Source organism: Streptomyces sp. GL_141 (genome assembly GCF_057834385.1).
The window spans coordinates 504,827-517,128 of the sequence record NZ_CM174402.1; the positions used below are offsets into that span (position 1 = coordinate 504,827).

At 73.0% G+C, this 12,302-nt stretch carries 10 protein-coding genes, 1 tRNA gene and 1 riboswitch; of the genes, 8 read left to right on the plus strand and 3 right to left on the minus strand.

Going from position 1 to position 12,302, the window contains the following annotated elements; all coding sequences use genetic code 11:
• Positions 1-12: 12 nt before the first annotated feature.
• Positions 13-92, minus strand: a riboswitch (cobalamin riboswitch).
• 47 nt (positions 93-139) lie between these two features.
• Positions 140-1,120: a helix-turn-helix transcriptional regulator gene (locus tag AC3IX6_RS02165; RefSeq protein WP_489368461.1), complete on the minus strand. Its 981-nt coding sequence runs from the start codon at positions 1,118-1,120 to the stop codon at positions 140-142.
• Between the two features lie 187 nt (positions 1,121-1,307).
• On the opposite strand from AC3IX6_RS02165, the gene AC3IX6_RS02170 reads away from it, so the two are divergent.
• From AC3IX6_RS02170 to AC3IX6_RS02180, 3 genes are all read left to right on the plus strand, one after another.
• Positions 1,308-1,757 carry a hypothetical protein gene (locus tag AC3IX6_RS02170; protein ID WP_489368462.1) on the plus strand — a complete coding sequence of 150 codons (450 nt, stop codon included), beginning with the start codon at positions 1,308-1,310 and terminating at the stop codon, positions 1,755-1,757.
• 178 nt (positions 1,758-1,935) lie between these two features.
• Positions 1,936-3,963 carry a PA14 domain-containing protein gene (locus AC3IX6_RS02175; RefSeq protein ID WP_489368463.1) on the plus strand — a complete coding sequence of 676 codons (2,028 nt, stop codon included), beginning with the start codon at positions 1,936-1,938 and terminating at the stop codon, positions 3,961-3,963.
• Positions 3,964-4,386: 423 nt separating this feature from the next.
• Positions 4,387-4,683, plus strand: coding sequence for a phosphotransferase (locus AC3IX6_RS02180; RefSeq protein ID WP_489368464.1), 297 nt, complete (start codon positions 4,387-4,389; stop codon positions 4,681-4,683).
• Between the two features lie 1,010 nt (positions 4,684-5,693).
• On the opposite strand, the gene AC3IX6_RS02185 is transcribed toward AC3IX6_RS02180, so the two are convergent.
• Positions 5,694-5,766: transfer RNA gene (locus tag AC3IX6_RS02185), tRNA-Trp, on the minus strand.
• A 54-nt stretch (positions 5,767-5,820) separates the two neighbouring features.
• The gene (locus AC3IX6_RS02190; protein WP_489368465.1) at positions 5,821-6,555 is read right to left on the minus strand and encodes an ankyrin repeat domain-containing protein; all 735 of its coding nucleotides are present in this window, start codon (positions 6,553-6,555) and stop codon (positions 5,821-5,823) included.
• Between the two features lie 133 nt (positions 6,556-6,688).
• Between AC3IX6_RS02190 and AC3IX6_RS02195 the strand changes: the two genes are divergently transcribed.
• The 5 genes from AC3IX6_RS02195 to AC3IX6_RS02215 all read left to right on the plus strand — a co-directional run bounded on the left by AC3IX6_RS02195 (position 6,689) and on the right by AC3IX6_RS02215 (position 12,296).
• Complete coding sequence (locus AC3IX6_RS02195; protein ID WP_489368466.1) at positions 6,689-7,315, plus strand: hypothetical protein; 627 nt, start codon at positions 6,689-6,691, stop codon at positions 7,313-7,315.
• A 196-nt stretch (positions 7,316-7,511) separates the two neighbouring features.
• Positions 7,512-8,843 (plus strand): glycoside hydrolase family 18 protein, encoded by a 1,332-nt coding sequence (locus tag AC3IX6_RS02200; protein ID WP_489368467.1) that lies wholly within the window; start codon positions 7,512-7,514, stop codon positions 8,841-8,843.
• 78 nt (positions 8,844-8,921) lie between these two features.
• Complete coding sequence (locus AC3IX6_RS02205) at positions 8,922-10,172, plus strand: serpin family protein (protein WP_489368468.1); 1,251 nt, start codon at positions 8,922-8,924, stop codon at positions 10,170-10,172.
• A gap of 43 nt (positions 10,173-10,215) precedes the next feature.
• Positions 10,216-11,415: a serpin family protein gene (locus AC3IX6_RS02210; protein WP_489368469.1), complete on the plus strand. Its 1,200-nt coding sequence runs from the start codon at positions 10,216-10,218 to the stop codon at positions 11,413-11,415.
• Positions 11,412-12,296: an aldo/keto reductase gene (locus AC3IX6_RS02215; protein WP_489368470.1), complete on the plus strand. Its 885-nt coding sequence runs from the start codon at positions 11,412-11,414 to the stop codon at positions 12,294-12,296. Before AC3IX6_RS02210 ends, AC3IX6_RS02215 begins: the two co-directional genes overlap by 4 nt.
• The last annotated feature ends 6 nt before the right edge of the window (positions 12,297-12,302 follow it).

The window sequence follows — 12,302 nt, forward strand, 5'->3', positions numbered from 1 at the left end:
GAGGCGGTGCGTCAGTGTCTGACTCCCGGGTCCCCGCGCGGGGATGTCCGGTCACAGTGGCGGGACCGCACCGGATTCACACCGGTTTCCTGTCCTGCACCGCCTGGATAACCCGGCCCAGTGTGCCAGAAGGGCGACGTCAGCGGTGCGCGCGCACCCCGCCGGCCGCCCGGGAGGCGAGCGTCCGCAGCGCTTCGTCGGAGGGGGATCCGGGCTCGGCCGTGTAGAGGTAGAGGGTCTGGTCGGGGTCGTCCGGGAAGGCGAGGGACTCGTACTCCAGGGCCAGTTCACCGACGAGGGGGTGCCGGAACCGCTTGGTGCCGTGGGTGTGTTCGAGCACGTCGTGCCCGGCCCACCAGCGACGGAAGTCCCCGTCGAGCGCGCCCAGTTCCTCGACGAGCGGACTCAGATCCGGATCGTACGGGTGCCGGCCCGCGTAGAACCGCAGCGCGGCGACGGCTGCGCGCGCGGCGCTCTCCCAGTCGGCGAACAGCCCGCGGGCGGCGGGGTCGAGGAAGAGGAACCGCGCCAGATTGCGCCCGCCCCGACCGGGCGCACCCGACTCCGGGGTGGGAGGCTCGGCGGCGTGGGGCTCCGGGGTATGCGGCTCGGGCGCGCCGAAGTCGGCGTACAGGGCCTCGGCGAGCCGGTTCGCGGCCAGGACCTCGAGCCGGCGCCCCATGATCATCGCCGGGGTGCCGTCGTCCAGGGCGTCCAGGACCCGGTACAGGCCCGCCCGGACCCGCTGCGGGCCGGCGGCTTCCGCGGGGCCGGGGGCGCCGGCCGCCCCGCCGGCTGCGCGCCGGCCGGGCCCGGTGGCCCGCTGCGGCCTGGCCAGGTCGAAGAGGTGCGACCGCTCGGTGGCGTCGAGCCTCAGCGCCCGGGCCACGGCGTCGAGTACCTCATCGGAGACGTGCAGGGTGCGCCCCTGCTCCAGCCGCGTGTAGTAGTCGACGCTGACCCCCGCGAGCTGCGCGACCTCCTCCCGCCGCAGCCCGGGCACCCGCCGCCTCCCCGGGTGAGCGGCGACCCCCACCTCCTCGGGACCGATCCGGGCACGCCGGGAACGCAAGAAGTCCCGCAGATCGGAACGGGCCTCGCGCCCGGCGCTGACGTTCATTCCCCCAGGCTAGGCGCTCCCCCCGCCTTCCCCCGGCACCTCCGCACCAGACGGCCGTCCCCCATCCCGCATCCCGCATCCCCTGTCGCCCCGTCCCCCGTCCCCATTCCCCCGGCTACGGCGCGGGCCGTGTCACAGCCCGGTCACAGCGGCCCCACGGGCCCCGGTACCGGGCCACGATGGCCCGATGCGCAGACACCACGTGACCCTCGCCCTCACCGCCGCCGCGGGAATCCTCGCCCTCACCGGTTGCGGCAGCAACTCCGAGACAACGACCGCCGACAAGCCCTCCCCTTCGACCGTGCCGAGCGCCAACCCGAGCGCCAGGCCCAGCGCCGACCCGAGCGCGGCCCGCCCCGACAGCGGCCTCCCGCCGAGCCCCGCACCCGCGCAGCGCGCCGCCTACCTGGCCGCGCTGAACAAGATCGACCCCGAGATCGTCAACGGCAACGACGACAAGGCCGTCTCGCGCGGCCTCGACCAGTGCCAGTCCATGAAGGGCGAGAAGGACCCGGCCAAGCGCGTGGCCGGCGCGAACCAGCGCTTCATCGGCCCCAACCACCCCGACGGCTTCGGCCCCGTCAAGTCCGCCCTGATCGTCGCGGCCACCCAGGCCAACCTCTGCCCGACCACTTGAGTTCCGGCGAGGCGGCCGAGCTCGCCCGTGCCGGGGACCGGCCAGGCCCCTTGCGGAGGTTTGGCGCCCTGCCTCCAGGTCTCGTCCAGCCCGATCATGACCAGTAGGGTCGACCCGGCGGAAGATCACCCCCTCGTGACCCGCCAGTCCACCTTCCTCCTCGGACGGGCCTCACACCGTGACCACAACTCCTCGGCGCCATCGTGGCGCCGCGGCGCTGGCTGCCATAGCCACCACCTGCGGACTGATCACCGCGGCAGGCACCACCTCCGCAGCAGCAGCAGCAGCAGCAGCAGCAGCAGCAGCCGCATGCCCGTCGTCGCAGTTCACCCGCGACTTCTTCCCCACCACCTCGTTCAGCCAGGTGCCCGTACGGACCGACTGCGACGCCGCGATCGACGAGGGTTGGGGTACCGGCGCTCCGGCCGCGGGCCTGCCGTCCGACAATTTCGGGGTCCGATGGACCCTGGACCGGGACTTCGGATCGGGCGGCCCGTTCACCCTGACAGCCACCGGCCAGGACGGCATACGCGTCTACCTCGACGGGACCCTCCACATCGACCTGTGGAAGAACGTCTCGGCTGACCAGACGCATACCGTGAACGTGACGATTCCGCCCGGCACCCACAAGCTGCGCGTCTACACCGTCAACTGGAGCGGCGCCGCCGCCGTCAAGTTCGGCTACGTGCCCAGGACCTCGGCGGCCGAGGACAAGGTCAAGCCCCTCGCGCCGACCGGCGTCACGTCCGTGCTCGACAACACCACCGCACAGGTGAAGGTGTCCTGGGCGGCGAACAGGGAGATGGACCTCGGTGTCTACCGGGTCTACCGACGGCTCGCGGGGACCACCGCCTGGACCGCCGTCCGCACCACGAAGGCTACGTCCTTCGCCGAGCCGCCGCCCGAGGGCGCCGGCCGCACCTACCAGTACCAGGTGCGTGCCTTCGACCTGGCCGGCAACGCCTCCGCCGCGACCGCCGGTCAGCCGGTGACCACCTCCACCGCCGCCGCCCCCGGCGTGCCGAGTGCCACGGCCGCCGACACCGGCATCTCCCTGACCTGGCCGACGTCCTCCGGGGCAACCGGCTACCTGGTCAAGCGGATCGGTGACCCCACCGTCCGCAAGACCACCGCGGCGAGCTTCAAGGACACCGCGGCCCCGCGCTCGGTCGTCTCCGAGTACCAGGTCGCGGCCGTCGACTCGGCCGGCCGGGCCTCCCGGTACAGCACCCCGGTCAGCGCTCGCCGCCCGGTCGCAGCGCCGCACGAGGTCACCGCGAAACCCGCCTCGGGCACGTACGTCGACCTGACCTGGAAGGTCCGCCCCGCAACGGACGGCGCGTACGAGGGCTTCACCGTCTACCGGTCCACCACCCTCCCCGTGAACACCCGGACGGCGGAGGTCTTCTGCGGCGGCCGTACCTCGAAGAAGCTGCCGGACGGGCGGATCCAGTGGACCTGCCAGGACAACGGGACCGCGGCCAACACCAAGTACCACTACGCGGTGCGGGGTTGGGGCGTCGACCAGGACTCGGGAAACACCTCCGTGCCGTCCAGCACCGCCACCGTCACCACCGGTTCCCGCGACCAGACGCCGCCCCCCGCGGTCACCGGACTGACCGCGCGTGCCACCGCCTACGGCACCGTCCTGAAATGGAACGCCAACCCGGCGACCGACCTCCAGCGGTACGAGGTCTACAGCGGCACCCCGGTGGGTGAGGACTGCTCGGCGGGCGTGACCGCGTACCTCGGCGCGACCGACACGTCGTACCTGCTGGAGACGCTGCCGGACGGCGAGGAGCAGTGCTTCTTCGTCGACGCCGTCGACACCACCGGCAACTCCAGCTTCCAGTGGACCGGCGATGCCTCGGTCGTGAACGCCACCGAGCTGGACCTGACGCCGTCCGTCGGGACTCCCGAAGACGGACCGGTCACCCTCGACGCCACCCGTGCGGCCTCCGGCACCGACGTGGACCTGTCGTGGAACACGGTCGCGGACGCCATCGGCTACCTGGTGTACCGCTGGAACCCGGCTACCAAGGCCTACGAGAAACTGACGACCCGGCCCGTCACCGGCACCGCGTACAGGGACTCCGGCCCGGCCACCGGAACCACCCACTTCTACCGGGTGACCGCCTCGTACGCCGGCGGCAAGGAGTCGGTGCCCGGCGGGAACCACGTGATCCTCCCGCCGCCCCAGCAGTAGGACCGGCGGCGGACACACCTGGGGCGCTGGAGGATCCGTCGACGGGGTCGTCGGGTCAGGTGTTCTGGAAGTTCCAGAGGACGGCGACCTCGTCGTCGTTCACCGCGATCAGTCCGGCGTCCCAGTCGTACCGGCTGAAGGGGTCGTCGAATCCGCCTCGTGCGGAAAGTCCCTGGCTTCCCGTTCGTTCTTGCGATGAGATTTCGGACGTGACACTTCACGCGGATGAGATCCCGGTCCACGAGACGCTGGTCCGGTCCCTGCTGAAGGCCCAGCGCCCGGAGTGGGCCGACCTACCGTTGTCGCCCGCAGGCGCGGGCACGGACAACACCATGTACCGGCTGGGCGATGACCTGCTCGTGCGACTTCCACGAACTGGGAGCCACTCGCGCAGGCGGCCTCAGCTGGTACCGCGGAGGCGGCTTGGGGCCATGCGACCAGTGGATCACCAGATGTCTCGACGATTGCCGCACCATCGTGGGCTCCGAGCTCGACGTCGACTCCCTGGAACGGTTGTGGCGAGCCGCGCGCGCACTGCCCGAGCCCTCCGGACCTCACATCTGGCTCCACGGCGACCTCAAGCCGACCCACCTCTTGGTCCGGGAAGGCAAGCTCCACGCGGTCATCGACTTCGGAGGACTCTCGGTCGGCTTTCCCGCCTTCGTCGCCGAGTGCCGGGCACGACTTCGGGCGATCCTCGCTGACGCCGCCGCGCGTTGAGTGTTGCCGCGCGTTGAGTGTCGCCTCGCGGCAAACCGTTCGCGCGGCGTCCTCCCGGCCTCCTACGGTCCGCACATGACCAGAACCACACCGGCCAGACCGGTGTCCGTGGAGGCCGTCTTCCCGGAGCTGGCCACCCACCGGGGCCGGACGAGATCCGCAGCGCTCGAGCCGCGGGCGCGTGGCCGCGGAGCCGGCCGTGGCCCGGCATCGGAACGCCCGGGCAGTCCGGACCGGTGCCGCTCGTGGGGCTCGCCCAGTTCTTCCGCCGGCATGTCCCGGGCCTGGCTGCGGGGCCCGACGGCTCGGACCTGGTGCAGCTGTTCCGCTGCCCGTTCACCCACGGTTCCCACCTGGAACGCCGCTACCGCCTGCGGTGGCGACGGGCCGAGGAGACCGAACGCGCGACACCCCATCGCGCGACTCCGCCCGAAGTGCCCTTGCTGCCATGGGAGCACGAACTCCCCGAGCCGTGTGTCCTGCACCCCGAAGAGGTGGACACCTATCCCTGGGCGGAGGACGACACACTGCCCGCCCCGCTCATCGCACGCATCGACGCATGGGACGACGCCCAGGCGTCCGAGCACGGTCCTGACGCCCCCAGCTACCAGTTCGACCTTTCGATCCCGCCCGGCTGGCGGGTGGGCGGCTTTCCGAACACCCGCCCCGATGGGTGCTCTCCTAAAGGTCACCACACCCTGGTCCCGGACGAACTCGGCACCCGCGGCGCTCTGGACTGGTCCCCGCCCAGGTCACACCGTTGGAGCCAGCAGCGGTCAAGGGAGAGGTCGGAGGTCCGGGTGCGCACATCAGCCCCTCCCCGAGGTCGGATTCGCCCAAGAGCTGAGCCGACAGGGCAGGGCGGGTCCGCTCAGGTGGTCAGGGTGCGGAGCCAGGTCGTCATGCCGTCATCCTGTTCCACGACCTTGGCCGGAGTGGTACGGAGAAGCCCCCCGGCCGCGATCGGCCGGGGGGCTAAAAAACAGGCTTTCACCTGTTGCTTCATCTTGCAGGGGTGGCAGGGCTCGAACCTACGACAACCGGTTTTGGAGACCGGTGCTCTACCAACTGAGCTACACCCCTTCGGTGAGACCAACCATGTCATGGTGCACGCCGAAGATCCACTGAATTCGGTGGTCAACCGCGAGGAATTTCGTCCCGGGTCCGCCCTCCGACGGATCCGAGCCAGTCGATGAGCGGGCCGTCTTCGCTGGTCAGGGCGATGTCGAGGGGGGTTTGGCCGCCGTAGCCGATCCAGTTGGCGTCCGCCCCTTGAGACAACAGGTATTGCGCCGTGGACAGTTGGCCCCCGTGGCACGCCCCCCAGAAGGCGCTGGTGATCTCCTCGGGGTCCGCGTCCGCCGCGACGGATTCCTCGACCGCCGCGAGCAGTCCGAGGGTGGCCGCGTCCTGGAGGGTGGGGCGGGCTCCGAGTTCGAGGAGTCTGCACGCCGCCTTCCACTGTCCGAAGCCGCTCGCGTCGGACAGGGGGGCGCCGCCTCCCAGGACCGAACCCGGGGCCTCGATGTCGGCCCCCGCTTCAACCAGGGCGTCGATCGCGGCGACGTCGTCGTTGCTCGCGGCCCAGTGCAGCGGGGTTTCCCGGTGCGAGCCCACGAAGCGGGCCCCCGGGTCGGCTCCGGCGGCGACCAGGGTACGGATCACCTCGGCGGTCCTCGGGTAGTGGCCGGGCCAGTCCACGGCGAGGTGCAGCAGGCTCCGCTCGCCCGCCGCCTCGCCCCGCTTCACGATCCGGCCCCCCGCCAGCCCGGGGTGCGCGGCCAGCAGCCGGCGGAGTCCGTCCAGGTCGCCGCCCCGGATCGCGGCCGTGACGGCTACGGCGAGCGGGTCGTCCGATGCGAGGGAGAGCATGTGGCCCACCCTACGAGCCCCCGAGCCCGGAGCCTCCGCCCGGCGCGGCCGCGCCGCGGGTCGCGGGCCCCGCCGCAGGTAGCGGGCCCCGCCGCCGCGGAGGATCGTGGACCGGGTGAAGGGTGGTGCGGCGATGCCAGGTTCCGCCCGGGCCAGGCCGGCCGGGCCGGCAGAGCCGTCTGGACCGGCAGGGCCGGCAGGGCTGGTCCGGCCGGGCCCCGCCGCGCGGCGGGGCCCGCGCAGGGTCGCCGTCCTCGCGGCGCTCACGGCCGCTCTGCTCCTCGGCCCCGCCCCTCTGGGTTCCGGTGCCGGTCCGGGGCCGGACACCTCCGGCGAGACCGTCTCCCTCAGCGGAACCGACCCCGGTGAGCGGCTCGACGTGACCCTCACGCGGGTGGCCGACCCGGCGGGCCCCGCGCCGGGCGACGCGGACCGGCTGGTCTCCGTACAGCTGCGTCTGGAGAACACCGGGACGGCCGTGTATGAGGATTCCCCGGCCGCCGCGACTCATCTGCTGGACTCCGAGGGGCACCGGTTCACCGGCCTGGACGCGTCGGCGGAGGAAGCCGGTGAGGCCGGTAGGGCCGGTAGGGCCGGTGAGGCCGGTGCCGTCTTCCCCGGCCTCGTCGTCCTCGACCCCGGGTCCACCGCGACCGGCTGCATCGTCTTCCGGCTGCCGCAGGACGCGGGCCTCGCCGCGGTCCAGTTCGCCCTCGACGGCGGCCTCGCCAACGAGGTCGCCCAGTGGAGCCTGCCCTGACCCGGACATCGGCCCGGACATCGGCCCGGGCATCGATCCCGACGCCGACCCCGACACCCCCGGGACGCTCCCGACGCGCCCTCCCGTCCGCACCGACTTGCCCCGCCCCCTTGACCCGCTGTGGTCCAGACCAATAGTTTCCGCATGCACAGCGCACGCGCCCCGGCACCACTCACCGCATCCGCAAAGGAAGCCCATGCGCCGCAGCATGCTCGGCAGGCTGGCAGTCGCCGCCTGCTCCCTCTCCCTGCTGACCGCCTTCGCCCCCGCCCACGACGGCTCCGGCCACGACGGCTCCGGGCACGGCCGCTCGTACAAGAAGGTCGGCTACTTCACCCAATGGGGCGTCTACGGACGGGACTTCCAGGTCCAGGACCTCGAGAAGAACGGCAGCGCGAGCAAGCTCACGCACATCAACTACGCCTTCGGCAACATCAGCGCGGACGGCAAGTGCTTCACCGGCAACATCCCCGGTGAGGCCGACGCCTGGGCCGACTACGTCCGCCCGCTGGACGCCGAGAACTCGGTGGACGGCGTCGCCGACGACTGGGTCCAGCCGCTCGCCGGCAACTTCAACCAGCTCCGCGAGCTCAAGGCCAAGCACCCGGGCCTCAAGGTCCTTATCTCCCTGGGTGGTTGGAGCTGGTCCACGCACTTCTCGGACGCCGCGCTCACCCCTGCCTCGCGCAAGGCCCTCGTGTCCTCCTGCATCGACCTGTACATCAAGGGCAACCTCCCGCAGGACGGCAGCCGCGGCGGCGCGGGTTCGGCCGCGGGGCTCTTCGACGGGATCGACCTCGACTGGGAGTGGCCCGGCTCCTCGGGCGACACCGACACCACCTACCGCCCCGAGGACAAGAAGAACTTCACCGCCCTGGTGGGCGAGTTCCGCACGCAGCTCGACGACTACGCCCGCAGCCAGAAGCGGAAGGCGAAGTACGAGCTGTCCGCCTTCGTCCCGACCGCCCCCGCCAAGATCGACGCGGGCTTCGACGTCCGCCGGATCATGCGCGACCTGGACTTCGTGACCCTCCAGGGCTACGACTTCCACGTCTCCGGCGAGGCCACCACCGCCCAGCAGTCCGCGCTGTACGCGAGGAACGACTTCAGCGTCGACGGCACCGTGGACGCCTGGGAGCGGCGCGGCGCACCCGCGCACAAGCTCGTGATGGGCATGCCGTTCTACGGGCAGGGCTGGACCGGCGTCAGCGGCGGCGGGGACGGCATGGGGCAGCCCGCGACGGGTCCGGCGCCGGCCGCCTGGGCCAACGGGTACGCGGACTACAAGGAGCTCAAGCAGCTTGCCGCGTCCGGTACTTACAAGCTCCACCGGGACCGCCGCAACGGCAGTGCCTGGCTCTTCGACGGCACCACCCTGTGGACGTACGACGACCCGCAGGTGCTGCGCACCAAGACCCGGTACATCCGTGAAGAGGGCCTCGGCGGCGCGATGTTCTGGTCGCTCGACGCGGACACCGCCGACGGTGAGCTGATGACCGCGGTCGACGAGGGCCTGCGCGGCCGCTGACGGCCCCACCCTGAACAGCGCCGCCGGGCCGTGGAAATCAACCCGTCCCGGCGGCGCCCCAACCCTTACGCTCCCCGCATGAAGACGCACACGGTACGAGCGGTCAACGCACTCACCTCGCGCTGGGCCGGCCGGGCCGTGACGGGCGGCGAGGGCACGGTCCTCACCGCCGCCGGGGTCTGGCCGCTGCTGGCCCTGCTCGCCGACGGGGCCGCGGGACCCGCGCGCGGCGAACTGGAAGAAGCCCTCGGCATACCCGCCGGCACCGAGGCCGAAGCCGCCCGGGAGTTCCTCACCGCCCTGGACGGCGTACGGGGCCTGCGCGCCGCCACCGGACTGTGGACGGCCCGGGACCTCCCCCTGGAGGCAACCTGGTCGGCCCGGCTCCCCGCCGGGACCCGGGGCATCCTCACCGGCGACGAGGACACCGACCGCGAGGCCCTGGACGCCTGGGCGGCCGAGCGCACCGACGGACTCGTCGAGCGGATGCCGGTCCCCGTCGACGAGGAGACGCGCTTCGTGCTCGCCTCGGCGCTGGCGCTGCGCCTGCGGTGGATCCAGCCCTTCGCGCCCGGGCCGACCTGGATCGACGAAGGGCCCTGGGCCGAATTGCCCGTAGGAACCGTGCAGGGGCTGAGCCGCCGTACGGCCCTGCTGGACCGGGTCGGCGTGGCGCATGCGCCGACGGGTCCGGTGACTCTGCTGGAGGTGGTGGGCGACGGCGGCGTGGACGTCCACCTCGTCCTGGGCGAGCCGCAGGCCCCGCCGGGCCAGACCCTCCAGGCCGGTATCGCGGCGGTCACCCGGGCGATCGCGACCACGGGCGCGAGCCGGCTCCCCGAGGGGAACCCGGGGCCCGGCCTGCACATCGACCTGTTTCCCTCCGTGGACCGCCACCCCTGGCTGAGCATCCAGACGGTGGCCTTCGAGGTGCCGGCCGAACACGATCTCCTCGCCTCCGCACAGCTGTTCGGGCTGGCGAGCGCCTCGGACTCGCGGACCGGACACTTCCCCGGCATCAGCAGCGAGCCCCTGGCGGTCGGTTCGGCGCGGCAGTCGGCCGTGGCACGCTTCCACGCGGAGGGCTTCGAGGCCGCGGCCGTCACCGCGATCGGCGCGGTCGGCGCCGGGGTACCCCGCTTCCGGTACCGCGTCCGCCGGGCCCAAGTCGCCTTCCACTGCCCCTTCGGCTTCCTCGCCGTCCACCGGACCTCCCGCCTGGTGCTCGCCGCGGGCTGGGTGGCGGAGCCCCTCATGTACGAGGAGAAGGACCACGCGGCGGAGGAAGCGGAGGCCTGGGCGAAGCTGGATGCCGAGGAATGGGATTGAGCCGGTCCCGCTCCGCCCGGCCCGTGCCCGTACGCTCCGCTCCATGGACAACTCGACGGTGGAGGCGGTCAACCGCCTGACGGCACGGTGGGCGGCACGACGGTCGGCGCGGTCCGCGGACGCGGCCGAGGGCACGGTGTTCACGGCGGCCGGGCTCTGGCCGCTGCTGGCCCTGCTCGCGGACGGCGCCGACGGGCCGGCCCGCACCGAACTGGAGCAGGCCCTCGGCATACCCGCCGACGCGGCGGCCGAAGCCGCCCGGGAGCTACTGACCGCCCTGGACGGCGTACGGGGCCTGCGGGCCGCGACGGGCCTGTGGGCACGGCGGGACCTCCCGCTGGAGGCGGCCTGGTCGGCCCGGCTTCCCGCCGGGACCCGGGCCGCCCTGACCGGCGACGAGGACACCGACCGCAAGGCCCTGGACGCCTGGGCCGCCGAGCGCACCGGCGGGCTCGTCGAGCGGATGCCGGTCGAGGTCGGTCCGCACGTCGAGCTGGTCCTCGCCTCCGCGCTCGCGCTGCACCTGACCTGGGAGCAGCCCTTCTCCGAGCGGCCGGTGCGGCCGGCGCACGGCCCGTGGGGCGGGCGCTCGCTGCGCGGGCTGGCCGTCACCCACGCCTTCCCCGAGCGGATCCGGGTGGCCCGGGGGCCCGCCGGTCCGGTGACCCTGCTCCGCGTACCGGGTGCGCCCGGCGCCCGCGGTGTGGACGTGCACCTGCTGCTCGGCGAACCCGGGTCCGCGCCCGGGGACGTGCTGACGACCGGGATCGCCGAGGTCACCGGCGCGCTCGCCTCCGCGACCGCGAGGGAGCTGCCCGACGGCGAAGCGGGTCCCGGGCTGTCGCTGCGCACGGTGGACTCGACGAGCTCCGCACCGGTGGTCCGGATCGGCACGGTGGCCTTCGGCATCCGCGCCGAGCACGATCTGCTGGAGCACGCCGAGCTGTTCGGGCTGACGTCCGCGGCCGCCGTCCCCGGCCACTTCCCCGGCATTTCCGCCGTCCCGCTGGCGGTCCGCTCCGCCCGCCAGTCGGCCGTGGCCCGCTTCCACGCGGAGGGGTTCGAGGCCGCGGCCGTCACCGCCGTCGGGATGTTCCGCGGGGCCGCGAGGACCCGGACGTACCGGGTCCGGCAGGCAGCGTTCGAGGTGGACCGGCCCTTCGGTTTCCTCGCCGTCGACCGGGAGTCCGGTCTGGTCCTGTTCGCGGGCTGGGTCACCGACCCGGATACCCTCACCCGATGACTTCCGACAAGATCACCGCGGCCGACTCCGGCACCTGGCTCCTCGGCGACCTCCCGGTCCGCCGCATCGGGTTCGGCGCGATGCGCCTCACGCACCTCGCCGACGGCTCCCCCAGCGACCGCGACCGGGTGACCGGGGTGCTGAGGCGGGCCGTCGAGCTGGGCGTGAACCACATCGACACGGCCGCCTTCTACTTCTCCGCGACCCGCTCCGCCAACGAGCTCATCAACCGGGCCCTCGCCCCGTACGCCGACGAGCTGGTCATCACCACCAAGGTCGGGCCGGGCCGTGATGCCGCCGGCGAGTGGTGGTGGGCCACGCCCGAGCAGCTGCGCGGACAGGTCGAGGAGAACCTGCGCCAGCTCGGCCGCGACCACCTGGACGTGGTCAACCTGCGCGTGCCGCGCCAGGCGACGACCGGTTCGATCGCCGACCACTTCGGGGCGCTCGCCGAGCTGCGCACGGCCGGGCTGATCCGGCACCTGGGCGTGTCCAACGCGCGGCCGGACCACCTCGCCGAGGCGCAGGCCATCGCTCCCGTGGTCTGCGTGCAGAACGCGTACGGGATCGGTTCGCCCGCCGAGGAGCACGCCTTCCTCGACGCGTGCGGGGAGCAGGGCATCGCCTTCGTCCCCTTCTTCGCGATCGCGGGCGCGGGCAAGGAGTCGGGAGGGGTCACCGAGGAGGGCCCGGCGGTACGCGATCTCGCGCGGGCCCACGGCGTGTCCCCGGCCCAGCTCCGCCTGGCGTGGACCCTGAGCCGGGGCGCGCACGTCCTCGCCATCCCGGGCACCGGGAACCCGGAGCACCTGGACGAGAACGTCGCCGCCGGCGCGCTGCGGCTGCCGGCCGGGGAGACGGCCCTGCTCTCAGCCGGGTAGCCCGGG